Origin of the sequence: Salinispora pacifica DSM 45544 (assembly GCF_000378845.1) — a bacterium.
In the GTDB taxonomy this organism is placed as follows: domain Bacteria; phylum Actinomycetota; class Actinomycetes; order Mycobacteriales; family Micromonosporaceae; genus Micromonospora; species Micromonospora pacifica.
This window is the reverse complement of record NZ_KB905359.1, coordinates 2613379-2636963: the sequence shown is the minus strand read 5'-3', so window position 1 is coordinate 2636963 and position 23585 is coordinate 2613379. Positions and strand designations below refer to the sequence as shown.

Genomic DNA, 23585 nt, shown 5'->3' with positions numbered 1-23585 from the left:
TCCGCAGGGGCGAGGGAGGGGCCGGGCGGATCGATGGCGCGCGGCGCGCACGGCCGATCCTCCGACCGGCGGCGCTGCCAGTCCTCATCCTTTCACCCATCGTCGCCCCGATAGCCGCCGGTCTCACCGGCGGGGCTGAGGCGTACGCCACAACCCCCGCCGGTGCGGTCGGTTCGGTTCGGTTCGGAGGCCGGGCTGGGACCTGGTCCCAGCCCGGGCGACGGTCGTCAGACGCCGTGCGGGACCTGGTCCCAGCCCTCGACCTCGTGCGGCCGGCGGGGGCCCGGCCCGACGTAGCGGGCGGAGGGGCGGACGAGCCGTTGGAGCTTCTTCTGCTCCAGAATGTGGGCGCTCCAGCCACCCATCCGGGCGCAGGTGAACATCGAGGTGAACATGTGGGCGGGCACCTCGGCGAAGTCCAGCACGACCGCGGACCAGAACTCGACGTTGGTGGCGAGGATCCGGTCCGGCTTGCGACTGTGCAGCTCTGCCAGGGCGGCCTTCTCCAGGGCCTCGGCGACCTCGAAGCGGGGCGCCCCCAACTCCTTGGCAGTGCGGCGGAGCACCCGGGCTCGCGGGTCCTCGGCCCGGTAGACCCGGTGACCGAAGCCCATCAGCCGCTCACCGCGATCGAGTACGCCCCGGACGTACCCCTCGGCGTCGCCACTGCGCTCCACCGCCTCGAGCATGTTCAGCACCCGGGAGGGCGCCCCGCCGTGCAGTGGCCCGGAGAGCGCACCGATGCCGGAGGAGATGCAGGCGGCGGCGTCGGCGCCGGTGGAGCCGACGATGCGGGCGGTGAAGGTGGAGGCGTTCAGGCCGTGCTCGGCGGCCGAGATGAAGTACGCGTCCACGGCCTTGACGTGCCGCGGGTCCGGCTCGCCCCGCCAACGCTTCATGAAGCGTTCGACGATGGTGGAGGCCTTGTCGATCTCCTTCTGCGGCACGGCCGGCAGGCCCAGGCCCCGCGCGGACTGGGCGACGAAGGAGAGCGCGGTCACCGACACCCGGGCCAGGTCCTCGCGGGCCTGCTCGTCGGAGATGTCGAGCAACTGGTGCAGACCCCAGTACGGGGCGAGCATCGCCACCGCGGACTGCACGTCCACCCGGATGTCACCGGAGTGCACCGGGACCGGGAACGGCTCGGCCGGCGGTAGACCCGGGCCGAACCGTCCATCCACCAACAGAGCCCAGACGTTGCCGAACGAGATCTGACCGATGAGATCCTCGATGTCCACGCCGCGATAGCGCAGCGAGCCACCCTCCCGGTCCGGTTCGGCGATCTCGGTCTCGAAGGCGATGACGCCCTCCAGCCCCGGTTTGAAGTCGGCCATGTCGTCTCCTGGATCTGGCTCGGTGCGCCCGGGACGGGCCCTCGTTGGGCCCAGTGCCTTAGGCGACCCTCAGGGATGTGTTCGTGACATCTTGCCTGCTGACCACGGGACTTTCGACCCATGGCCGCTGTGCCTCACCCGACATCCCCGGCCGGAACGGCCGTCGAGGGGTCGGTGACACTGGGTGTACGGGCAGGCTGTCAGCGACACGACGGGTCGGTCCGCCATCTGGGAGGGGAGTAGATGTGACAGGCGACACAGTGCCGCCGGCGAACCTACGTAACGAGTACGCCGCGGACCTGGGCCTGACCGAGACGAGCCTGGCTGGTGACTGGTACACCCAGTTCGACCGCTGGTTCACCGAAGCGGTGGCCGCCGGTTTGCCCGAGCCGAACGCGATGGTGCTCGGTACCGCCGACGCGGCTGGCCGGCCGAGCGCCCGTACGGTGCTGTTGAAGGGGTATGGGCCGGACGGCTTCGTCCTGTTCACCAACTACGGGTCGCGCAAGGGCACCGAGTTGGCCGCCAGCCCGTACGCGAGCCTGGTCTTTCCCTGGCTCGTGCTGGGGCGCCAGGTGGTGGTGACCGGTCGGGTGGAGCGGCTCGACCGGGCCGAGACCGAGGCGTACTTCGCCAGCCGGCCGCGCGGCTCCCAGCTCGGGGCGTGGGCGAGCGAGCAGTCCCGGGTGCTCCCGGACCGGGCCGCGTTGGACGCCGCCTACCAGGCGGCGGCGGAGCGCTTCGTCGCCGGGGCGCCGATCCCGGCGCCGCCGCACTGGGGTGGCTTTCGGATCCGCCCCGACGAGGTGGAGTTCTGGCAGGGCCAGGCGAGCCGGCTGCACGACCGGCTGCGGTTCCGCGCCACCGACGGGGGCGGCTGGGTCGTCGAGCGGCTGGCGCCGTGACCGAGGTGCGGGCGGCCCGGCGGCGAAGCAGCCGGTGGGCGATCGACCTGCGTCCGCTGGCGGTGCCGGCGTTCCGCCGCATCTGGCTCGGCAACGCCATGGCGATGTTCGGCTTCCAACTCACCTCGGTCGCCGTCCCGGTGGAGATGTACGCACTGACCGGGGAGTCCTACTGGGTCGGCCTGCTCGGCCTCGCCGGCTTCGCGCCCCTGCTGCTCTTTGGGCTCTGGGGCGGAGCGGTGGCCGACGCGCGGGACCGGCGCCGGGTGCTGCTCGCCGGTTCGGCGCTGCTCTGGACCACGATGCTTGGCCTGCTGGCGCAGGCCTCGCTCGGCGTGGGCAGCCCGGTGTTGCTGCTGGCGCTGGTGGCCGTCCACTCGGCCGGCTTCGCGATCAGCGCGCCGGCGCGGACCGCGGCCCTGCCCCGACTGCTGCCACCGGGGCTGGTCCCGGCGGCGGCCACCCTGAACTTCACCACCTTCACCGCGGCCTCGGTGGTCGGCCCACTCGCCGCTGGTCTGATCTTCGCGGCGGCCGGCACCGAGGGTGGACTGCCGATCGCGTACGCCGCGGACGCGCTCCTGTTCACCGGGTTGGTGGTGGCCGCGCTGCGGCTGCCGCCGATGCCGCCGGAGCCGCTCGGCGACGGCGAGGTGCGGCGCGGTGGGTTGGCGGGGATCAGGGACGGACTCCGGTACCTGACCACCACGCCGGTGCTGCTGCTGTCGTTCGCCATCGACCTGATCGCGATGGTGCTGGCGCTGCCGCGGGCGTTGTTTCCGGAGATCGCCGAGGAGCGGTTCGGTGGCGGGGCGGCGGTCGGCTGGCTCTTCAGTGCCATCGCGATGGGCGCCATGCTGGCCGGCCTCACCTCCGGCTGGATCAGCCGGCTGCACCGACAGGGGCTTGGGCTGGTCGTGGTGGTGGTCGGCTGGGGCCTGGCGGTTGCGGCGGCGGGGTTGGCCCAGCAGCTCTGGCTGATGGTCCTGTTGCTCGCGGTGGCGGGCGCGGCCGACCTGGTCAGCGCGGTGCTACGCCAGTCGATGCTGTTGGTCTACGCGCCGGACCGGATGCGGGGCCGGCTGCAGGGGGTGAACACGGTCGTTGTGGCCGGGGGGCCGCGCCTCGGTGACCTGCGGGCCGGTGCGATGGCGGGTGGCTTCGGCAGCGGTGTCGCCTGGGTTGGTGGAGGTCTGCTCTCGGCCGTGTTCGCGCTCGGGCTGGCGGTGGCCTTCCCGGCTCTGATCCGCTACCGGAGGGCGGTCGTCGCCGGTGAGCAGCGGGTCTGACCGGTGCTGTCGCCAGCGAGCAGCCGGCCTGACCGGTTAGGGTCCGGGGATGGACTTCCCCGGGCAGTGGGCCCCCTCGGGGGCACAGTGGACCATCGCGGCCGCTGGCCACGAGGCGGTGATCGTCGAGGTCGGTGGCGGAATTCGGACCTACCGATCCGACGGGGTGGAGCACCTGGACGGGTACACCTCAGCCGAGTTGTGCCCGGACTCCGCCGGCCAGGTGCTCGCCCCCTGGCCGAACCGGCTCCGGGACGGTAGCTACCACTTCGCGGGCCGCGACCTCCAGCTGGCGATCAGCGATCCGGAGCACGACGCGGCCTTCCACGGGCTGGTCAACTGGGTGCCCTGGCAGTTGCTGGAGCGTTCGGCCGACGCGGTGACGCTCGGCTATGAGTTGGCCGCCACCCCCGGCTACCCCTGGTCGCTGCGGCTGCAGAGTCGGTGGGCTGTCGGCCCGGACGGGCTGCGCGCCGAGCACGAGGTGACCAACAGCGGCGGCGAGGCGGCGCCCTTCGGCTTCGCGGTGCACCCGTACCTGCGGGTGCCGGGCGGCTCGGTTGACGATGTCCTGCTGCGGTTGCCAGCGCGGAGCCGGCTGCAGGTGGACGGGCGGCTACTACCGATCGCCCAGTCCTCGGTCGTCGGCACCGAGTACGACTGGAACGCGCCGCGTCGAATCGGCCGGGCGGTGCTTGACGACACCTTCGGCGACGTGGTCCGGGACGGCGACGGTGGTTCGGTGGTCGAGCTGGCCGCCTCGGATGGCGGGGCCCGGGTTCGGGTCTGGGCGGACCGGCGGTTTGGCTGGTGGCAGGTCTTCACCGGGGACACCCGCTCCGGGTCGCGGCGTCGACGTTCGGTGGCGCTGGAGCCGATGACCTGCCCACCGGATGCGTTCCGCTCCGGCCGGGATCTGATCACGTTGCGGCCGGGCGACACCTGGCAGGGCGCCTGGGGCATCCGGCCGGCGTAGTCGAGGAGGCGCGATGGAGTTCGTCGAGGTGGTCCGGCGGCGTCGGATGGTCCGCAACTACGATCCGGATCGGCCGGTCCCGCCGGAGGTGGTGGACCGGCTGCTGGCGCACGCGATCCGGGCGCCGTCGGCGGGCTTCTCCCAGGGGTGGGGTTTCCTGGTGCTGGAGGCCGCCGAGGATCGGGATCGGTTCTGGGCGGCGACCACGCCGGGCACCGGCGGCCGGGAACGCTGGCTGGCCGGGATGCGGCAGGCCCCGTTGATCATCGTGCCGCACGCCAACCGGTCGGTGTACCTGGACCGGTACGCGGAGCCGGACAAGGGGTGGGCGGACCGGTCAGCGGAGCGCTGGTCGATGCCCTACTGGTACATCGACACCGGCTTCGCCGCGTTGTTGATGCTGCTCACCGCCGTTGATGAGGGGCTGGGGGCGTGCTTTTTCGGTATTCCGCCGCAGCGGCTGGCGGACTATCGGGCGGCTTTCGGGGTGCCGTTGGAGTATGAGCCGGTTGGCGCGGTCACCGTCGGCTACCGTGCGGTGGATCAACGATCGTCGTCGCTGCGCCGCGGGCGCCGCCCGGTGGAGGAGGTGGTCCGACGTGGTCGGTGGAGTTAGTCCGAAAAACGCCATTTGCCCGGTTGGTAAAGCGATCTGTCAGGGCGAAACTGCCATAAAGCGTTCGAACGCGGCGTGACTTGGCCGGTTAGGCTGACACGGTCATTGACGCCGCTGCTCGCGGCGTCGCATGCAGCGGTGCCGGGTCGGGGGCGGCCGATCGCGGGGAGGGGAGCTAACCGTCGTGATCTTCAGAGCGGTCCGGGATGGGCGTCCATACCCCGAGCACAGCCTGACGCTCAAGCAGTGGGCCGAGATCCCTCCGCGTCCGCTGCGTCTGGATCAATTGATCACTACGAAGCGTGAGTTGGCGCTGGACAAACTCCTCGCCGAGGATTCGACCTTCTACGGCGACCTGTTTCCGCACGTGGTGCAGTGGGACGGCGGGCTCTATCTGGAGGACGGGCTGCACCGGGCACTGCGAGCCGCGTTGCAGCAGCGCAACCAGATCCATGCCCGGGTGTTCGTCTTTCCCGCCGCGGTCGACTGAAGCGGCGCGGGCTGACCCTTCGTTAAGGTGTCTCCATGAGCCCTCTCGACTTGCTGGATGTCGATTCGTCGCTGAGCGCCGAGGAGCGGCAGATTCGCGCCGTCGTCCGCCAGCTGGTGGACGATCAGGTGCGGCCGTACGTCGCCGGCTGGTATGAGGAGGGCCGCGTGCCCGCCCGAGAGCTGGCCCGGGAGTTCGGCAAGCTGGGCCTGCTCGGCATGCACCTGACCGGGTATGGCTGCGCCGGCTCCTCGGCCGTCGCCTACGGTCTGGCCTGCCTGGAGCTGGAGGCGGGTGACTCGGGCATCCGTTCCCTGGTCTCGGTGCAGGGGGCGCTGGCGATGTACGCCATCTGGCGCTACGGCAGCGCGGAGCAGAAGCAGCGTTGGCTGCCCACGATGGCTGCCGGGGAGACGATCGGCTGCTTCGCGCTGACCGAGCCGGACCACGGATCCGACCCGGCGTCGATGGCCACCCGGGCCCGCCGCGACGGCGACGACTGGGTGCTGCACGGCACCAAGATGTGGATCACCAATGCGACGATCGCGGATGTCGCGGTGATCTGGGCCCGTACCGACGAGGGGATCCGCGGCTTCGCCGTGCCGACCGGGACACCCGGGGTGACGGTGCGCGAGATTCGGCGCAAGATGTCGCTGCGGGCATCGGTGACCGGGGAGATCTCCCTGGACGACGTGCGGCTGCCGGCGTCGGCCCGCCTGCCCGAGGCCGTCGGGCTGAAGGCGCCGCTGGGTTGCCTCACCGAAGCGCGGCACGGGATCGTCTGGGGAGCCCTGGGCGCCGCCCGGGACTGCCTGGAGACGGCGCTGGAGTACGCGGGCAGCCGTACCCAGTTCGGCCGCCCTCTCGCCTCGTTCCAGCTCACCCAGGCGAAGCTCGCCGACATGGCGGTGGAGTGGAGCAAGGGCTACCTGTTGGCGTTGCAGCTCGGTCGGCTCGCCGACGCCGACCGGCTCCGCCCCGACCAGGTCAGCGTGGGCAAGCTCAACAACGTTCGGGAGGCGTTGGCGATCGCCCGGCAGTGCCGCACGATCCTGGGGGCCAACGGCGTCTCCGGCGCGTACCCGGTGCTGCGGCACGCCAACAACCTGGAGAGCGTGCTCACCTATGAGGGCACCTCGGAGATCCATCAGCTTGTGATCGGGCAGCGGCTGACCGGCCTGTCCGCGTTCGCCTGATTGCGCCCGGCGCGGGTCCGGCCCCCGGTGCGGGCTGTGCCAACGCGTGGATGTCGGCGCCGGGGCGGGTAGGCTGGCCGGCCGACCCGACAGCTCCGGGTACCCGGGCAGGCCCGCCGTGCCGGCGGTCACCCCGGGCCGGTGAACCGCGCGGTGGGTAGGACGGCGAGGAAGTGCAGCCATGATCAGCATATTCGATCTCTTCAGTGTCGGTATCGGGCCGTCCAGCTCGCACACCGTCGGGCCGATGCGTGCCGCCCGGACGTTCGTCGCCGGCCTCAAGGCGGACGGGCTGCTCAGTGAGACGGTACGGATCCGCGCCGAGTTGTTCGGTTCGTTGGGGGCGACCGGCCGCGGTCACGGCAGTGATCGGGCGATCCTGCTCGGGCTCGCTGGTGCGGAGCCGGAGACGGTCGACACCGACGCCGTCGAGGGCTGGATCGACCGGATCCGCGCCGAGCAGCGGATCTCGCTGCACGCCGTACACGAGATCGACTTTGATTCGGCTCGGGACCTGGTGCTGCACCGCCGCCGGTCGCTGCCGTACCACCCGAACGGGATGACCTTCGCCGCCTACGACCGGACCGGAGCCGAGCTCCGGGCCCGTACCTACTACTCGGTCGGGGGTGGGTTCGTCGTGGACGAGGCGGCGGCGGGGGCGGACCGGATCACCTCGGACACCACCCCGGTGCGCCACCCCTTCTCGACCGGTGCGCAGCTGCTGGCCGTGACCCGGGAGACCGGGCTGTCGATCAGCGAGGTGATGCTCGCCAACGAGCTGTCCTGGCGCAGCGAGCGGGAGGTGCGCGCCGGCCTGCTGGAGATCTGGCGGGTGATGCGGGAGTGCGTGGCACGCGGCTGCGAACGCGACGGTGTTCTCCCCGGCCGGTTGCGGGTCCGGCGGCGGGCCGCCGAGCTCTATCGCGGCCTGATGATGGACGCGGACCCGATGCGGTCAACAGCGGGTCAGGGGGCGGTGGACCCGCTGCGCACGATGGACTGGGTGACCCTCTTCGCCCTCGCGGTCAACGAGGAGAATGCCGGCGGTGGTCGGGTGGTGACCGCACCGACCAACGGCGCGGCCGGCATCATTCCGGCGGTCCTGCACTACTACGACCGGTTCGGCCCGGGTGCCACCGCGGAAGGTGTGGTGCGGTTCCTGCTCGCGGCCGGCGCCATCGGCGTGCTGTTCAAGGAGAACGCCTCCATCTCCGGCGCCGAGGTGGGTTGCCAGGGCGAGGTCGGTTCGGCCTGCTCGATGGCGGCGGCCGGGCTGGCCGAGGCGCTGGGGGGCAGCCCGGAGCAGGTGGAGAACGCCGCCGAGATCGGCATGGAGCACAACCTGGGGCTGACCTGTGATCCGGTCGGCGGCCTCGTGCAGATCCCCTGCATCGAACGGAACGCGGTGGCTAGCATCAAGGCGATCACGGCTGCCCGGCTCGCGTTGCGGGGTGACGGCGTGCACCACGTCTCGCTCGACAAGGTGATCAAGACGATGCGGGAGACCGGGGCGGACATGAAGGTCAAATACAAGGAGACGGCACGGGGCGGCCTCGCCGTCAATGTGATCGAGTGCTGAGTGCCACCGGCCCGCCGGGCGGGGGTATGGCGCGGACCGGGCAGGAGGCGACGCGGTGGCCGCTGGCGTCGGGACGCTCTGGTCGAATCGGGGCGCGCTGCGGATCCTCGTTCGGCGGGACCTCGCGGTCAAGTACCAGCAGTCCGCGTTGGGCTATCTCTGGTCTCTGATCGAACCGTTGGGCTTCGGCGCTATCTACTGGTTCGTCTTCGGTGTGCTGTACGAGCGGGACACCGGTCGGTACCTGGGTGAGGCGGCTGACTCATACCCGCTGTTCCTGTTCACCGGGGTCTTCGCCTGGATGTGGGCCAGCTCGGCGCTGGGCGAGGCGACCAACGCGCTGACCGGCCAGGCCAGGTTGATCACCACGATGAACCTTCCCCGCCAGTTCTTCCCGATCGGGCGGGTCGCCGGGCGGGTCGCCGAGTACCTGGCCGGCCTGCCCCTCCTGGTGGCGGCCGCGGCGGCGTACGCGGTGGCGGGGCGGATCCACCCCGGCTGGTCGGTGCTCGCCCTCCCGCTGGCCATCACCCTCCAGGGTGTTCTGCTGGTCGGCCTGGCGCTGCTGCTCTCCGCGGCCAACGTGCTGATGCGCGACGTCGAGCGAGTCATGCGGCTGGTCGTCCGGGTGCTCTTCTACGCCACACCGATCATTTACCCTTTCGGTCTGGTTCGGGACTCCAGCCTGCCCGACTGGCTTAAGGTCGGGTACGAACTGAACCCCCTGGTCGGAATCTTCCAACTGCACCACGCGGTCTGGTACCCCGACGAGTTCCCCGACGCCCGGTTATTCGGCACCACGATCACTGGCTGTCTGTTGGTACTCGCCATTGGTTGGTGGACGTTCCGCCGCCTCGAACCGGCGGTCCTCAAGGAGCTGTGAGATGGCCGATCCGATCATCGAAGCAGCGGGGCTCGGCATTCGCTTCGTCCGGAACCGCCGTCGGCAACTGCGGCTGCGGGACCTCGCCCTGCACCGGGGGCGTCGCGGTGGTCGTGTCGATGGTCGGTTCTGGCCGCTACGAAATCTCTCCTTTTCGATCGCGGCCGGCGACACGGTCGGCGTGATCGGCCGCAACGGCACCGGCAAGAGCACCCTGCTGCGGCTCATCGCCGGCGTGCTGATCCCCGACGAGGGGTGGATCACCGTGCGCGGCGCGGTCGCCCCGCTGCTGGAGCTCTCCGCCGGCTTCTCCGCCGACCTGACCGGCCGGGAGAACCTCTACCTGGTCGGGGGCCTACACGGCCTCTCGTCGAGCTACCTGCGGCGCCGGGTGGACGAGATCGTGTCGTTCGCGGGCAAGCAGGTGGAGCAGGCCCTCGACACGTCGGTGCGGCACTACTCGTCCGGCATGAAAGTCCGGCTCGGATTTGCGATCATCTCGCACCTGCCGCACCCCATTCTGTTGATGGACGAGGTGACCGCAGTTGGGGACGCCGAATTCCGCCAGCGGTGCTATGCGACGATCGATCGTCTGCTCGGAGAGGGGCGCACCCTGGTGCTGGTATCACATAACGAACAGGACCTGACCCGATTCTGCCGGCGCGGCTTCTACCTCGAAGCCGGCCAAATGGTGGTGGACGGGACGATGGCCGAGGCGCTGGCCGCGTACCACGGGGCGGTGGCCCGGTGACGCTCGCGGTTGTGTTGACCACCGACGGATCAGCGGACCTCGCCGACCGCCTGGCCGGACAGTGCCGCCATGCGGGAGTCGACGAGGTCCGGCTCGTCAGTGACCTGGCCACCCTGGCTGACCTGGCGGAGTCGGCAACCGGTCCGGTCCTCGTCACCGGCGCTGATCTGGTCGCGCACACGGCCGTCCTCCGGCACCTCGCCACCAGCCCGGCGGAGCCGACGGTGGCGCTGGTGCTCGCCGGTCCGCCGGTGCCCGGTCGGACGGCGGTTCGGGAGGATCGGGGGCAGGTGGTCGCCGCTGGAGCGCCGGCGGCACTGGGCGGCGAGGCCACCGGTGTGTTCGGGGGTGCGCTGCGGGTCGATCCGGCGAACCTGCCGGTCCTGGTCGCCGCCGCGCGCGCGATCGCCGCCGAGGTCGTACCGGTGGGAGCCGCTGCGGTCCACGGTGTCGTGGACGACGGGCCCGCCGTTGACCGGCTCTTCGCCAACCTGGTGGCCCGCGACGTGGTGACCTTCGCCCACCGGGTACGGCTGCTCGTCGCGCACCGGATCGCTGCCGCCGACGACCCGGCCGCCGCCGACGACCGGGCCGCGGCCGAGGCGGCCGTCGCCGCCGTTGACCCGGACCGGGCCGAGCTGCGGTTGTCGGTGAAGGAGCGAGACGACTTCTTCACCACTTTCTTTGTCAGTACCTGGTCGCCGTACGTGACGAAGGCGGCGGCCCGGCTCCGGCTGAGCCCCACCACGGTCACGATGATCTCGGTGGCGTTCGCGGTGGCGGCCGCGCTGCTGTTCGGCGTCGGCGGACGGCCCGCGTTGGTCGCCGGTGCGGTGCTGCTTTACCTGGGTTTCGTGCTGGACTGCGTGGATGGGCAACTCGCCCGCTACACCCGTAGCTTCAGCGCCTGGGGCGGGTGGCTCGACACCATGGCCGACCGGGCCAAGGAGTTCATCGTCTACGCCGGCCTTGGCTACGGCGCCACCCAGGCCGGGTTCCGCTACGGGTGGGCCCTGGCGATCGCCGCGATGGCCGTGCAGACCGTCCGCCACATGAGCGACACCTGGTACGGCGCGATGCACGACGAGGCAGCCCGTCGGCCGCCGGCGACCTCGGGGGGTGGGTTCGGTGCCCGGCTCAGTGCCGCCTCCAATCGGGTACAGGGCGACGTTGGTTCGGTGAGCTACTGGCTGAAGCGGACGGTGGTTTTCCCGATCGGTGAGCGATGGGCGTTGATCGCCCTGGCGGCAGCCTTGTTTGACCAGCGGGTCGCCTTGCTCGCGGTGCTGACCGGGATGGTGCTGGCGCTTGGGTACACCGCGGCGCTGCGGCTGCTGCGGGCCCGCTCGATGCGGGTCGGTGTGCTGAACACGGTGGACACCTCCCTGCATCGGGACGACGGCCCACTGGCCCGCGCCTGGGCGACGCCGCGCTGGCCGGGCCCGCTGGGGTTGGCGGTGTCGGCGGTACTGGTGTCGGCGGTGCTGCTCGGGCTCGCACTCTTCGGCCCGGAATCCCTCCCGCGGTGGACGGCGTTGGTCGGGCTCGGCGGGCTGCTGCTGGCTGCCGCGGGGACGCGGGCCGTTCACGGCGGTGCGCTGGACTGGCTGGTGCCGGCGGCGCTACGCGCGGCGGAGTATCTCTTCGCGATCGCGGTCGGGGTGCTCGGGGGCGTCCCCGACTGGTTGGTCTTTGGGTACGTTTTCGTGCTGACCCTGCACCACTATGACCTGACCGCGCGGTTGGAGAAGCGGAAGCTGGCCCCGCCGTTGCATGACGCCACGCTGGGCTGGGAAGGGCGGTCAGCGCTGCTGACGCTCTCTGTGATCACTGGAATTGCTGCTATTGGCATGGCTACACTCGGTATATACCTTTTAGTGGTCTTCGTGGGGAGCGTGGCCCTCGCCTGGGCGATTCGGCCGGCCCGCGCCGTACGGGCGGTGGGATCGACAGGTGTTGTTGGCGGTCGCCCACCGGGTTAGGGGGCCGGGTGGCACTGATCAGCTTCGTGGTCCCGGCCTACCGGGTGCAGGGCTACCTGCGCGAATGCCTGGACTCGATCCTCGGGCAGCCGGTGGCTGGGATCGAGGTGATCGGCGTCGATGACTGTTCGCCGGACAGCAGCGGCGAGATCCTGGCCGAGTACGAGGCCCGCGACCAACGGGTACGGACGATCGCGCTGCCGGCGAACGGGGGACTCGGCCCCGCCCGCAACGCCGGCCTGGACCAGGCCGGCGGGGAGTACGTGTGGTTCGTTGACGGCGACGACTGGTTGGCCCCGGAGTGCCTCGTCGAGGTGGCCGAGCGGCTGCGCGCCGCCACACCGGATGTCCTCGTCGTCGACCACGTACGGACCTGGTGGAACGGGGACAGCACCCAGAGCGGGATGCGTGAGGTCTTTCCGTCCTCGCCCGGGGCGGCGACGTTTCGGCTGCGTGAGCGGCCGGAGCTGATCCGCCTGCTGCACACCGCGTGGAACAAGGTGCTGCGCCGCGAGTTCCTGCTGGAGCACGGGCTGCGCTTCGCCCCCGGCTGGTACGAGGATGTCTCGTTCACCTACCCGCTGCTCCTCCGCGCCCAGCGGATCGGGGTGCTGGATCGGGTCTGCGTGAACTATCGGCAGCGCCGGGCCGGCGCCATCACCCGAACCCGGGGGGACCGGCACTTCGAGGTCTTCGCGCAGTGGCACCGGGTGTTCACGCTCCTGGACGAGCTGGATGCGGGCGAAGACAACCTCCGCCCGGCCCTCTTCGAACGGATGATCTGGCACTACCTGGCCGTGCTCGGCACCGGGGAGCGGATCCCGGCGGACCTGCGGCCCGCCTTCTTCGTCCGGATCGCCGCCGACCATGCCCGCTGGCGTCCGGCGCCGGACCAGCCGGCCCCGCCCGGGATCGAAGGGCTGAAGCACCGTCTGGTCGCCACCGGCCGGTGGCGGACGTACAACGCGCTGCGCGGTGCCGCTCGGATCCGGGGTATCGCCGCCCGCGCCACCCGACAGGCCCGGCGCGGGGCCGTGCCGCTCCTCCGGCGGGTTCGGGACGCCGGGTTGCGCGAGTACTACCGGGCCGAGCTACTGCGGCCGGTTGACCCGCGGCTGGCGGTGTACGCCGCCTACTGGTACCGCGGCTACGCCTGTAATCCGGCGGCCATCTATGAGGCTGCCCGGCGACTCGCCCCGCACGTGCGGGGGGTGTGGATCGTGCGGCGGGACCGGGTGGACTCGCTGCCGGCAGGCGTGGACTACGTGGTCTCCGGGACCCCCGCGGGTTACCGGGCGTTGGCGCAGGCCCGCTGGCTGGTCAACAACGTCAACTTTCCCAATTTCGTCCGGAAACGACCCGGCACCGTGCACGTGCAGACCCATCACGGCACCCCGGTCAAGGTGATGGGCCTGGACCAGCAGCGCTACCCGGTCGGGGCCCTGATGGACTTCGCGGGGCTGCTGCACCGGGTGGACCGGTGGGACTACAGCATCACCTCCAACAGCTTCTCCACCCAGATGTGGGAGCGGGCCTACCCGGCCGCGTACACCACGCTGGAGGTGGGGTATCCGCGCAACGACCGGCTGGCCACCGCCACCACCGAGGAGGTGCTGCGGATCCGGGCCGAGCTGGGCCTGGGGGTCGGCGAGCAGGTGGTTCTCTACCTGCCGACGCACCGGGAGCACCTGCCGGGGTACCGCCCACCGTTCGACCCGGACCGGTTCCTCGCCGCGTTGGGGCCCGCCGGTCGGTTGCTGGTGCGCAGTCACTACTTCGACGACCGAGCCGCCCCGGCTCCGGATACGGCCCACCCGGACCGACTGCGCGACGTGAGCGACCATGCCCGGGTCGAGGACCTCTATCTCGCCGCCGACGTGCTGGTCACCGACTACTCGTCGGCGATGTTCGACTACGCCGTCCTGGATCGACCGATCGTCGTGTACGCGCCGGACTGGGCGGCGTACCGGCTGACCCGCGGCGTCTACCTGGATGTGCTCGCCGATCCGCCGGGGGCGGTGGCGACGGACTTCGCCGGGCTGCTCGACCTCTTCCGCTCCGGTGCGTTGCGGGCTCCGTCGGCGGAGGCGGCGCGGCGTCGGTTCCGGGACCGGTTCTGCCGGCTCGACGATGGCCACGCCGCGGAACGGGTGGTCCGGCGGATCTTCGGGGTGGATGCCGCCGGAGCCAGCCCGGCCAGCTAGCGTCCCGCCCCTCCGGACGCTTCCCCGGCGTTGCGCGGTTCGGCCCGCGGGGGAGCGGTCCGGCGGTGAAGATTGAACGTTCATCCGATAGGCAGGCTGAGTGAGGCTCGTCACAGTCGTTCAGGTCCCAGTTGGTCAGGTGGGGGAGGAACGGTGGCCACCGTCGCGCTCAGGGATGTGACCAAGGTCTTCCGCGCCGGCACCCTCGCCGTCGACCGGGTGAACCTTGACGTCAACGACGGTGAGTTCATGGTGCTGCTCGGCCCCTCCGGCTGCGGTAAGTCCACGGTGCTGCGCATGGTCGCCGGCTTGGAGGACCCGACCTCCGGTGCGGTCCTGCTCAACGGTGAGTTCGCCAACGACCTGCCGCCCCGGGACCGGTCGGTGGCGATGGTCTTCCAGGATTTCGCTCTCTATCCGCACCTGAGCGTCGGCGACAACATCGCCTTTCCGCTGCGCCTGGCCGGCTTGGCGGCGGAGCGGCGCGGTGAGCAGGTCGCCGACGTCGCGGGCGCGTTGGGTATCGGCGACGTTCTCGATCGCCGGCCCGGGCGGCTCTCCGGTGGTCAGCGTCAGCGGGTCGCCATGGGGCGGGCGCTCGTGCGTCGACCGGAGCTCTTCCTGATGGACGAGCCATTGTCCAATCTGGATAGCGGGCTCCGCTCCGAGCTGCGTGCGGAGATTTCCGGACTGACCCGGGAGCTGGGGGTCACCACCATCTACGTGACCCACGATCAGACCGAGGCGCTGACCATGGCCGACCGGGTGGCGATCATGCGCAAAGGGGTCCTGCAGGACGTCGGTACCCCGACCCAGGTCTACGGCCGCCCGGCCACCCTCTACGTCGCCACGTTTCTCGGCACCCCGCGGATGAACCTGCTGGAGGCCGCGGTCCATGTGCACCTGGACCAACACGTCGCGCTCAACCTCGGCGAACAGACGCTGCACCTCCCGTGGGACGACATGCGCGCCCGGGCGGTGGGCCACTATCACGGCGAGCGGATCGTGGTCGGCCTGCGGGCCGAGGCGCTGACCCCGACCGCCCCGAACGCCCTCGGCCCGGTGTTGCACGGGCAGCTCCGCCACCTGGAGCATCACGGGCACGAATCGCTTGCCTTTCTCGACGTCGGTGCTACCGCCGTCGTCGTGGACGAGGCGGTGGCGTCAGCGGACGGGGGCGTGGTCGGGCAACGAGGCCGGCGTCAGGTCGGCCGGGTGCTGCGGCGGATCACCGGCCGGGCTGGTACGGCGGACGAGGGGCAGCGGGCCGCGGCGAGCCGTTCGCCGGCCAGCGTGTTTCGCGATCCGGGTCGGCACCACAATCGGCCGGCGGAGTTGGCGGTGCGGCTGGCGGCCTACCCCGCGGTGGCTCCGGGGCAGAGGTTGGCGCTCCAGGTCCGGATGGACGCGCTGCACTTCTTCGACGAGCACGGCGACCGGATCGATGTCGGTCGGCGCTGACGTGGGAGCCCCGGTGCCGGTCGGGTGCGGGCGCCGCCTTGTCGCCCCGGTTACCGGCCGGTAACGTGTCCGGCCATGAGCATCGATGCGAGCCAGGTGGCCGCCAGCATGCTGGCGGCCGTGCCCTTCGCCCGTACGCTGGGCTTCGAATTCGTCGAGGTGGTCCCCGAAGCCGGTGGCGCGATCCAGGCGGTGGTCCGGCTGCCCGACACGCCGGCCACCCACAACCATGTCGGTGGGCCGCACGCCGGCGCCATGTTCACCCTCGGCGAGACGGCCTCTGGTGCGGTCGTGGTGGCCGCGTTCGCGTCGGTGCTCGACCGGGCGACGCCGCTCGCCGTCAGCGCGGAGATCGCGTACCGGAAGCTCGCCATGGGGCCGGTGCGGGCGACCGCGCGGCTCGATCGACCCGTCGCCGACGTGATCGCGGAGCTGGACGCCGGAGAGCGACCCGAGTTTCGGGTCGGCGTGGAGATCGCCACCGAGGAGGGCAAACCCACCGGGGAGATGACCATCGTCTGGACGCTTCGTCCGCACTGATCGGCGCGTTGACCGCCGAAACGGTTTGCGCCACGACCAGGCTCGATAGATTCGAACGATGCTGGGTCTGCCTGCGCACGTGACCGCCTGCCTGTTCGACCTGGACGGGGTGCTCACCCAGACCGCTCGGGTTCACAACGCCGCGTGGCGGGCGACGTTCGACGAGTTTCTGCGTCGTCGCGCCGCCGCCAACGACGAGCCGTTCACCCCCTTCGATCCGGATGAGGACTACCGGCGATACGTCGACGGTCGGCCCCGGTACGACGGGGTCCGCGCCTTTCTCTCCGCACGCGACATCGTGCTTCCCGAGGGAACACCGGACGACCCGCCCGAGGCCGAGACAGTCCACGGCCTTGGCAACTGCAAGAACGTCCGGCTGCTCCAGGAGCTGCGGACGCACGGGGTGGACGCCTATCCCGGCTCGGTGCGGTACCTCCGGGCGGCTACCGACGCCGGGCTGCGCCGGGCGGTGGTCACCGCCAGTGCCAACGGCGGCGAGGTGGTCGCCGCGTCCGGGCTGGCGGAGCTGCTGGAGGTGCGGGTCGACGGTCTCGTCGCCCGCGCCGAGAAGTTACGCGGCAAACCAGAACCGGACACCTTCCTGGCCGGGGCCGAACGGCTCGGGGTGGCTCCGGGCAACGCGGCCGTCTTCGAGGACGCCCTCGCCGGAGTCGCCGCCGGTCGAGCCGGTGACTTCGGGTACGTGGTGGGCGTGGACCGGGTCGGGCAGGCCGGTGCCCTGTTGGCGCACGGCGCGGACATCGTCGTGCGGGACCTCGCGGAGCTGATCGAGAGTCGGGAGCCGGGGGCATGATTCGAGAACGCGCCTACCCGGTCGAGCCGTGGCATGTCCGAGAAACCAGGCTGGACATGGATGTGTTGGCGCAGTCCGAGTCGGTGTTCGCCCTCTCCAACGGGCACATCGGCCTGCGCGGCAACCTTGACGAAGGCGAGCCGTACGGTCTGCCGGGAACGTACCTGAACTCCTTCTACGAGCTACGCCCCCTGCCGCACGCGGAGGCCGGCTTCGGGTTCCCCGAGTCCGGACAGACCATCGTTAACGTGACCAATGGGAAGATCATCCGGCTGCTGGTCGACGATGAGCCGCTCGACGTGCGATACGGCGAACTCCTCGCCCACGAGCGGGTGCTCAACCTGCGCGACGGCACGCTGCACCGGACGGTGCACTGGCGCTCGCCGGCCGGCCGGGAGGTCTGCGTTCGCAGCACCCGGCTGGTCTCGTTCCGTCAGCGCTCGGCCGCCGCCATCAACTACGAGGTCGAGGTGGTGGACGGCAAGCCGCTGCGGCTGATCGTCCAGTCAGAGTTGGTGGCCAACGAAACCCTGCCGGCCCAGAGCAAGGATCCGCGGGTGGCGGCGGTGCTGGAGTCGCCGCTGTATGCCGAGGAGGAGCTGACCACCCATGACGGTGGTCTACTGATCCACCGCACGAAGGTGTCCGACCTGCGCCTCGCCGCCGCGATGGAGCACGAGGTGCAGACCACCGCGCGGACCAACATCGAGTCCGAGGGGTACGAGGACTGGGTGCGGACCACCATCGCCTGCGTGCTCAAGCCGGGCGAGACGCTGCGGGTCGTGAAGCACCTGTCGTACGGGTGGTCCAGCCGCCGGTCGCTGCCGGCACTGCGGGACCAGGTCGGCGCCGCGCTGGCCGCCGCCCAACTGGACGGGTGGGACGGGTTGCTGCGGGAACAGCGGGAGTATCTGGAGGAGTTCTGGGACTCCGCCGACGTGCTGGTGGAGGGCGACCCCGAGGTGCAGCAGGCGGTACGCTTCGGGCTCTTTCACGTGCTCCAGGCAGGTACCCGGGCCGAGCGCCGGCCGATCTCGGCGAAGGGTCTCACCGGCCCGGGGTACGACGGCCACGCCTTCTGGGACACCGAGATGTTCGTGCTGCCGGTGCTCACCTACACCCACCCCACCGCGGTGCGCGATGCGCTGCACTGGCGGCATCACACCCTGCCGATCGCGCGGGAACGGGCCCGTACCCTCAACCTGGAGGGCGCGGCCTTTCCCTGGCGCACCATCGAGGGGCCAGAATCCTCCGGCTACTGGCCGGCCGGTACCGCCGGCTTTCACATCGCCGCCGGCATCGCCGACGCGGTACGCCGCTACGTGCAGGCCACCCAGGACACCGACCTGGAGCGGGAGATCGGCCTGGAGTTGCTGGTGGAGACCGCGCGGTTGTGGCGGTCGCTGGGCCACCACGACCGGCACGGGCAGTTCCACATCGACGGGGTGACCGGCCCGGACGAGTACACCGCGATCAAGAACGACAACGTCTACACCAATCTGATGGCGCAACGGAATCTGACCACCGCCGCGGAGACGGTGATGCGGTACCGGGAGGAAGCCGAGCATCTGGGCGTTACCGACGAGGAGGCGGCGGCGTGGCGGGACGCCGCCTCCTCCATGCATATCCCCTACGACCAGGAGATCGACGTACACGAGCAGGTTGAGGGCTTCACCCGGTTCCAGGAGTGGGACTTCGTCCACACCCCACCGGAGAAGTATCCGTTGCTGCTGCACTATCCGTACTTCGATCTGTACCGCAGGCAGGTGATCAAGCAGGCCGATCTGGTGCTGGCGATGCACTGGCGGGGGGACGCGTTCACCCCGGAGGAGAAGCTGCGCAACTTCCTCTACTACGAGCGCCGTACCGTCCGCGACTCGTCGCTGTCGGCCTGTACCCAGTCCGTCCTGGCTGCTGAGGTGGGGTATCCGGAGCTAGCCCACACCTACCTGCGGGAGGCCGCGTTGATGGACCTACACGACCTGAACGAGAACACCCGCGACGGCGTCCACATCGCCTCTCTGGCCGGTGCGTGGATCTCCCTGGTCGCCGGGTTCGGTGGGTTGCGCGAGCACGACGGGACGCTCTGCTTCACGCCCCGGCTCTCCAGCCGCCTGGGCCGGCTGAGGTTCTCCCTGCACTGGCGCCGGATCCAGCTCCGGGTGGACATCCAGCAGCACCAAACCACCTACGCGTTGCAGCACAGCGACCCGAAGGAGACGCTGGAGTTGCTGCACCACGGCGAGCGAGTCGAGGTCACCGGTGCCAAACCGGTGACCCGGCCGACCCCATCAGTGAGTGAGCCGAGCCAGACCCCGGAGCAGCCGCCCGGCCGCGACCCGCTGATCCGCCTCCCGGAGCGGGAACCGTAGGGTCGGGGCCTGCCCCGGCCGAGCCGGATCGGGCCCCGACCGAGGTCGGCACCTTACAACTGGCGGCCCTGGGAGGGGCGGCCGGCGGCGTCCCGCGGCGCCATCGCTCGCGGATCATCAGCGGTACGCGCCCGCGCCGCCTCGTCCGCCCAGTCCCGGTTACGGTTCGCGTCGCGCTTTCGTCGTTCCCGCTCGGCGGCCTGCTGCCGAGACTCCTGCTGCTGCGCCATGGCGATCCTCCCGATCCATCACCGGCGCTGCCCGCGCCGGTACGGTCTGCCCGCACCAGCCGGGTACCCGAAGCCCGCCCCGGCGAAACGAGACCGGACGGGCCCCGAGGCGTACGCATGGCGGGCGAACGGGTGGGAATGACCGGGGCTGTGGACGTACGGAGTGAGGTGTCGGTTCCGGCGGGGGACGTCCAGCTTACGGCTGATCTTCGGGTGCCGCCGGAGCCGGCCGGAGTGGTGCTCTTCGCACACGGCAGCGGCAGCTCGCGGCGGAGTTCCCGCAACGTCGCGGTGGCGCAATCTCTCAATGGCCGCGCGCTCGGCACCGTCCTGGTGGACCTGCTCACCCCGGATGAGGAGGTGGCCGACGCGCGCACCGCGCAGCTGCGGTTTGATATCGACCGGTTGGCCGGCAGGCTGTCCGCGATCGTCGACTGGCTGGCCACCGGAGATCCGGTGGGCGCGGTGCCGATCGGGCTCTTCGGGGCCAGCACCGGGGCCGCCGCCGCCCTGGTGGCCGCCGCCGAACGCCCGGAAGGGGTCGGCGCGGTGGTGTCCCGAGGCGGCCGGCCGGATCTCGCCGGTCCGGCGCTGGGCCGGGTGCGAGCACCGACCCTGCTGCTCGTGGGCGGCCTCGACGACCAGGTGCTCACCCTGAACGAGCAGGCTCGGGCGGCGCTGCCGGGGCCGGCGGAGTTGACGGTGGTCCCCGGCGCCGGGCACCTGTTCGAGGAGCCTGGTGCGCTGGAACAGGTGGCCCGAGCGGCGGCGACCTGGTTCACCGACCACCTTGGGTGACCCACGGCCGTGCGTGCTGTCCCGGCACGGTCCGTGTTTGTGCTCCGGGCACTGGGGAACGCCGTACGTGCAAGACCTCGACCCTAGGAGGAGACATGAAGAAATTCATGGACCAGGCCAGGGAGTACGTCGATAAGCAGGACGAGCAGGTCGACCGGGGCATAGAGAAGGCCGGCGACATGGTCAACGAGCGCACCGGCGGCCGGTACAAGGAGCACGTCGACCGCGGCGTGGACATGATGCGGTCCCGGACCGGCCAGGGCGATCAGAACGGCTGACACATCCGAGTTTCGGCGCGGTACGCGCCGAACGGGCCGGTCTCCCGTTGGGGAGGCCGGCCCGCACGCGGTCAGGACGAGTAGCCGCGTTCGGCGATCCAGTTGGCGACCTTCGGTACGGCCATCCAGTATTCGCGCTTCGATGCGGCCGGATCGGCGACCCGGAGGAGGTCGTCCTGGGGGCGGTAACCCACCAGGGTCAGGTAGTGGCCTCCCTCGTACGAGTGCGGGGTGCCGTCGGTGTCGACGGTGGTCCCCCGGACGTTGGCCACGACCGCGCGTCCCTGTGCCAGGGCGTGCCGGGTGTCCTCGCGTAGCTGGTGAACCTCATCCGGTTTGGCCGTTGTATCCGGTATTTCGGTGGTTCGGTACGCGTCTCCGGTCAGCTCGTTGAGGACGCGGGTGACGTCCAGGGCCGAGTCCGTGCCGGCCTGGGTGGTGCCGAGCCGTTGGGCGACCTCATCCTGCGGGAGTGGCCGGCCCAGCGCGGAGAGCGCCATCCGGGTCGCCGCCGGGCCGCAGTAGTAGAAGTTGGGCTGGGCCTGATAGTCGATGGTTACCAGCAGCCCGGCGATCGCGCGGCCGCCGGTGGGGGTGATCGTGCTCATGGTCGGGCTCCTTGGGGGTCTGACGTCCGGTCGGGGACGGCAAGCACCGCGCGGCGCTCGGCACGAACGGGGGGCCCGAGCCCGGACGGTCCGGGGGATCGGGGAATCGGGGTTATCCGGGTACCGGAGCTACAACGGGCCGGACGCGGTGGGCATTCCTCGGCGCGGGGAGGCCGTTGGCGGTCAACATATGAAGCGCAGATCACGCATGTCTTGACGTGCTTTCTGCTTCATGTGAGCGTGGGTACGGCCCAGGGTCCCGTACTCCGGGCTTCAGGTTGGGGCCTCCCACAGGGATGAGGTAAGGGCATGAATCGTCCCGAAACGCCCGATGCGCACTCGGACGCAGCTGAGCTGTCCACCGGTGGATCCGGCGAGCTGCGGAAGCAGCCGGTCCACCCCCGTGCAGCGGTCGCCGAGCTACACGTCGGTAACCGGCGGTTTGCCGCCGGGACCCCGGACCGCCCGCACCAGGATGTCGGCCGCCGGATCGCGCTGGCGGAGGGCCAGCAGCCCTTCGCGGTGATCCTCGGTTGTTCCGACTCGCGGGTCGCGGTTGAGCTAGTCTTCGACCGCGGTCTGGGTGACCTGTTCGTGGTACGCACGGCTGGGCACTCAGTCGGGCCGGAGGTGCTCGGCAGCGTCGAGTACGCGGTGACCGCGCTGGGCGCCCCGCTGGTGGTGGTGCTCGGGCACGACTCCTGTGGCGCGGTGCAGGCGGCCCGGTCAGCTGAGGCCACCGGCGTACCGGTCTCCGGGCACCTCCGTGCGGTGGTGGAGGCGGTGCTGCCGAGCGTCCGTCGGGCCGAGGCCGCCGGGGTAGCCGACCTCAACCAGATCGTGGACCACCATGTCGAGCGGACCGTTGCCGTGCTGCTGGACCGCTCCGCGGCGGTCGCTGCCGCGGTGGCGGCCGGCACCTGCGCGGTGGTGGGGATGTCGTACCAGCTCACCACCGGCGCGGTGCGGACCGTGACGGAGGTCGGGCTCGCGGCGTCGAGCGCACCCCCGGCGGGCGGCGCCCGGGCGGAGCCGCCCGCTCCCGCCTGAGCCGCGTCGGCGGCGACTGGCGCGTTGGGGCGGTGCCGCGAGAACGACAACGGGCCGGTCCGCCAAGAAGCGACAACGGGTCGGTTCCCAAGAAACGACAACGGGCCGGTGCCGCGCAGAACGCGGCGCCGGCCCCAGATCGTCGGCGGCCTACAGCAACGACACGTGGACGTGGTCGGTGTGGTTCGACGGGCCGCTGTACGACTTCCAGCCGGTGGTCGGGAACCAGATCTGCCGGTTCCAGATCACGTAGTAGATGCCGAGTTTGTCGGCGTTACGGACCAGGAACGCAGTCAGGTTGTTGCCGTAGATGCGCATGTCGTTGTTGTGCCAGGGGCTGAACCCGCTGTTTTGGAGCGACCAGTCACAGGCCCGGCCCTTGGGGTGCTCGTACGGACCACCCGAGCGGTAGCATCCGACGAATCGGTCAAAGCCAGCTCGCTTGACCTCGTTGTACATGTGCAGCGTCCGTGCGGTGATACAGCCGCTGGTGGTCGGATCATTCTCGGTGCAGCCAAGCGACTGCCAGCTGCCGTCCGAGTTGCGTCCCGGCGCGACTCGGGCGACCGGCGATTCGGCATCAACCAGGCCGCCGGTGAGCCCGGTGCCGCCGACGAGGCGGAGCGCCTTCTCCGCTTCGAGCTTCCCGCGTTCGAGATCGCTCTCCAGCTTCTGTTGTTTGCGTACCTCTTCGTCGATCCCCACCTTCGCCTGCTCGGCGCGGGTCTTGATCGTGTTGACCGCCTTGATTCGCTGGTCGTTGACGCGGTTCAGCTCATCCAGCGCGGTGGCCCGGGCGATGAAGGAGTCGGGGTTGTCCGCTTCCAGCAACGTCGATATCGCCCCGACCTGTCCCGTCCGGTACGACTGGGTAGCGATCTCCGCCACCTGAGGGGCGAGCTCGTCCAGCTCGGCCTGCGCCTTCTTGATCTCCTTCTCCAGGGCGGCCTGGCGTTTCTCGGAGTCCGCCAACTGCGCCTTTGCCTTCACGTACTCACGGTTGCGGACCTCGATGAGATCACCGAGGAGCTCCGGCTCCTCGTCGTGCCCCGAGGGCTGCGGGGGAGAGGTGGGGGTGGCGGACACCGGGATCGGCCCGGCGAGCACGGCCAGCGCGGTGAGCACGGCCGCCACAGGCGTCAACCAGCGGCGTGGGGGTGCCGTCACAATGATCCCTTCCGTTGACCGCCGGCTGGGCGAGCTGACGGGTTGGGGCGGTAGGTGCTCCC

General features: G+C 70.7%; 22 protein-coding genes. 18 read left to right on the top strand and 4 right to left on the bottom strand.

What is annotated here, in order from left to right; genetic code table 11:
- Positions 1-227 precede the first annotated feature (227 nt).
- Positions 228-1334: a citrate synthase 2 gene (locus SALPAC3_RS0111870; RefSeq protein WP_018221453.1), complete on the bottom strand. Its 1107-nt coding sequence runs from the start codon at positions 1332-1334 to the stop codon at positions 228-230.
- Between the two features lie 245 nt (positions 1335-1579).
- Here SALPAC3_RS0111870 and pdxH point away from each other — a divergent pair, with 245 nt between their 5' ends.
- From pdxH to SALPAC3_RS0111795, 15 genes are all read left to right on the top strand, one after another.
- Positions 1580-2239, top strand: coding sequence for a pyridoxamine 5'-phosphate oxidase (gene pdxH, locus SALPAC3_RS0111865; protein WP_026185483.1), 660 nt, complete (start codon positions 1580-1582; stop codon positions 2237-2239).
- Positions 2236-3528: an MFS transporter gene (locus SALPAC3_RS0111860; protein WP_018221451.1), complete on the top strand. Its 1293-nt coding sequence runs from the start codon at positions 2236-2238 to the stop codon at positions 3526-3528. Before pdxH ends, SALPAC3_RS0111860 begins: the two co-directional genes overlap by 4 nt.
- 49 nt (positions 3529-3577) lie before the next feature.
- On the top strand, positions 3578-4504 hold the full coding sequence (locus tag SALPAC3_RS0111855) for an aldose 1-epimerase family protein (protein ID WP_018221450.1): 927 nt from the start codon (positions 3578-3580) through the stop codon (positions 4502-4504).
- Positions 4505-4517: 13 nt separating this feature from the next.
- Positions 4518-5120 (top strand): nitroreductase family protein, encoded by a 603-nt coding sequence (locus SALPAC3_RS0111850; RefSeq protein WP_018221449.1) that lies wholly within the window; start codon positions 4518-4520, stop codon positions 5118-5120.
- Positions 5121-5304: 184 nt separating this feature from the next.
- The gene (locus tag SALPAC3_RS0111845) at positions 5305-5610 is read left to right on the top strand and encodes a type II toxin-antitoxin system VapB family antitoxin (protein WP_018221448.1); all 306 of its coding nucleotides are present in this window, start codon (positions 5305-5307) and stop codon (positions 5608-5610) included.
- 35 nt (positions 5611-5645) lie between these two features.
- Positions 5646-6806 (top strand): acyl-CoA dehydrogenase family protein, encoded by a 1161-nt coding sequence (locus SALPAC3_RS0111840; protein ID WP_018221447.1) that lies wholly within the window; start codon positions 5646-5648, stop codon positions 6804-6806.
- Between the two features lie 181 nt (positions 6807-6987).
- The gene (locus SALPAC3_RS0111835; protein WP_018221446.1) at positions 6988-8385 is read left to right on the top strand and encodes an L-serine ammonia-lyase; all 1398 of its coding nucleotides are present in this window, start codon (positions 6988-6990) and stop codon (positions 8383-8385) included.
- Between the two features lie 55 nt (positions 8386-8440).
- Positions 8441-9268: an ABC transporter permease gene (locus SALPAC3_RS0111830; RefSeq protein ID WP_018221445.1), complete on the top strand. Its 828-nt coding sequence runs from the start codon at positions 8441-8443 to the stop codon at positions 9266-9268.
- Position 9269: 1 nt separating this feature from the next.
- The gene (locus SALPAC3_RS0111825; RefSeq protein WP_018221444.1) at positions 9270-10019 is read left to right on the top strand and encodes an ABC transporter ATP-binding protein; all 750 of its coding nucleotides are present in this window, start codon (positions 9270-9272) and stop codon (positions 10017-10019) included.
- Positions 10016-12001: a DUF5941 domain-containing protein gene (locus SALPAC3_RS0111820; RefSeq protein WP_018221443.1), complete on the top strand. Its 1986-nt coding sequence runs from the start codon at positions 10016-10018 to the stop codon at positions 11999-12001. Before SALPAC3_RS0111825 ends, SALPAC3_RS0111820 begins: the two co-directional genes overlap by 4 nt.
- Positions 12002-12009: 8 nt before the next feature.
- Positions 12010-14205 carry a bifunctional glycosyltransferase/CDP-glycerol:glycerophosphate glycerophosphotransferase gene (locus SALPAC3_RS0111815; RefSeq protein WP_018221442.1) on the top strand — a complete coding sequence of 732 codons (2196 nt, stop codon included), beginning with the start codon at positions 12010-12012 and terminating at the stop codon, positions 14203-14205.
- A gap of 153 nt (positions 14206-14358) precedes the next feature.
- Positions 14359-15666 carry an ABC transporter ATP-binding protein gene (locus SALPAC3_RS0111810; RefSeq protein WP_018221441.1) on the top strand — a complete coding sequence of 436 codons (1308 nt, stop codon included), beginning with the start codon at positions 14359-14361 and terminating at the stop codon, positions 15664-15666.
- Positions 15667-15741: 75 nt separating this feature from the next.
- Entirely contained in the window at positions 15742-16206 is a 465-nt protein-coding gene (locus tag SALPAC3_RS0111805) for a DUF4442 domain-containing protein (RefSeq protein ID WP_018221440.1), read from the top strand.
- Positions 16207-16264: 58 nt separating this feature from the next.
- Positions 16265-17020 carry an HAD family hydrolase gene (locus SALPAC3_RS0111800; protein ID WP_018221439.1) on the top strand — a complete coding sequence of 252 codons (756 nt, stop codon included), beginning with the start codon at positions 16265-16267 and terminating at the stop codon, positions 17018-17020.
- On the top strand, positions 17017-19392 hold the full coding sequence (locus SALPAC3_RS0111795; protein WP_018221438.1) for a glycoside hydrolase family 65 protein: 2376 nt from the start codon (positions 17017-17019) through the stop codon (positions 19390-19392). The genes SALPAC3_RS0111800 and SALPAC3_RS0111795 overlap by 4 nt, the downstream gene beginning before the upstream one ends.
- Positions 19393-19445: 53 nt before the next feature.
- On the opposite strand, the gene SALPAC3_RS28370 is transcribed toward SALPAC3_RS0111795, so the two are convergent.
- Positions 19446-19622: a hypothetical protein gene (locus SALPAC3_RS28370; RefSeq protein ID WP_018221437.1), complete on the bottom strand. Its 177-nt coding sequence runs from the start codon at positions 19620-19622 to the stop codon at positions 19446-19448.
- Positions 19623-19772: 150 nt separating this feature from the next.
- Here SALPAC3_RS28370 and SALPAC3_RS0111785 point away from each other — a divergent pair, with 150 nt between their 5' ends.
- Positions 19773-20420, top strand: coding sequence for a dienelactone hydrolase family protein (locus tag SALPAC3_RS0111785; protein WP_026185482.1), 648 nt, complete (start codon positions 19773-19775; stop codon positions 20418-20420).
- Positions 20421-20515: 95 nt separating this feature from the next.
- Complete coding sequence (locus tag SALPAC3_RS0111780) at positions 20516-20698, top strand: antitoxin (RefSeq protein WP_018221435.1); 183 nt, start codon at positions 20516-20518, stop codon at positions 20696-20698.
- 71 nt (positions 20699-20769) lie between these two features.
- On the opposite strand, the gene SALPAC3_RS0111775 is transcribed toward SALPAC3_RS0111780, so the two are convergent.
- On the bottom strand, positions 20770-21306 hold the full coding sequence (locus SALPAC3_RS0111775) for a C39 family peptidase (protein WP_018221434.1): 537 nt from the start codon (positions 21304-21306) through the stop codon (positions 20770-20772).
- A 309-nt stretch (positions 21307-21615) separates the two neighbouring features.
- Between SALPAC3_RS0111775 and SALPAC3_RS0111770 the strand changes: the two genes are divergently transcribed.
- Entirely contained in the window at positions 21616-22356 is a 741-nt protein-coding gene (locus SALPAC3_RS0111770) for a carbonic anhydrase (protein WP_018221433.1), read from the top strand.
- A gap of 150 nt (positions 22357-22506) precedes the next feature.
- Here SALPAC3_RS0111770 and SALPAC3_RS0111765 read toward each other — a convergent pair whose 3' ends face one another.
- The gene (locus SALPAC3_RS0111765; protein ID WP_026185481.1) at positions 22507-23523 is read right to left on the bottom strand and encodes a coiled-coil domain-containing protein; all 1017 of its coding nucleotides are present in this window, start codon (positions 23521-23523) and stop codon (positions 22507-22509) included.
- Positions 23524-23585 lie beyond the last annotated feature (62 nt).

Bases quoted from the DNA above. Each gene is read 5' to 3' on its own strand.
- SALPAC3_RS28370 (WP_018221437.1), bottom strand. From the start codon at position 19,622: ATGGCGCAGCAGCAGGAGTCTCGGCAGCAGGCCGCCGAGCGGGAACGA.
- SALPAC3_RS0111840 (WP_018221447.1), top strand. From the start codon at position 5,646: ATGAGCCCTCTCGACTTGCTGGATGTCGATTCGTCGCTGAGCGCCGAG.
- SALPAC3_RS0111835 (WP_018221446.1), top strand. From the start codon at position 6,988: ATGATCAGCATATTCGATCTCTTCAGTGTCGGTATCGGGCCGTCCAGC.
- SALPAC3_RS0111825 (WP_018221444.1), top strand. From the start codon at position 9,270: ATGGCCGATCCGATCATCGAAGCAGCGGGGCTCGGCATTCGCTTCGTC.
- SALPAC3_RS0111770 (WP_018221433.1), top strand. From the start codon at position 21,616: ATGAATCGTCCCGAAACGCCCGATGCGCACTCGGACGCAGCTGAGCTG.
- SALPAC3_RS0111850 (WP_018221449.1), top strand. From the start codon at position 4,518: ATGGAGTTCGTCGAGGTGGTCCGGCGGCGTCGGATGGTCCGCAACTAC.
- SALPAC3_RS0111805 (WP_018221440.1), top strand. From the start codon at position 15,742: ATGAGCATCGATGCGAGCCAGGTGGCCGCCAGCATGCTGGCGGCCGTG.
- SALPAC3_RS0111780 (WP_018221435.1), top strand. From the start codon at position 20,516: ATGAAGAAATTCATGGACCAGGCCAGGGAGTACGTCGATAAGCAGGAC.
- SALPAC3_RS0111855 (WP_018221450.1), top strand. From the start codon at position 3,578: ATGGACTTCCCCGGGCAGTGGGCCCCCTCGGGGGCACAGTGGACCATC.
- SALPAC3_RS0111775 (WP_018221434.1), bottom strand. From the start codon at position 21,306: ATGAGCACGATCACCCCCACCGGCGGCCGCGCGATCGCCGGGCTGCTG.
- SALPAC3_RS0111795 (WP_018221438.1), top strand. From the start codon at position 17,017: ATGATTCGAGAACGCGCCTACCCGGTCGAGCCGTGGCATGTCCGAGAA.
- SALPAC3_RS0111870 (WP_018221453.1), bottom strand. From the start codon at position 1,334: ATGGCCGACTTCAAACCGGGGCTGGAGGGCGTCATCGCCTTCGAGACC.
- SALPAC3_RS0111800 (WP_018221439.1), top strand. From the start codon at position 16,265: ATGCTGGGTCTGCCTGCGCACGTGACCGCCTGCCTGTTCGACCTGGAC.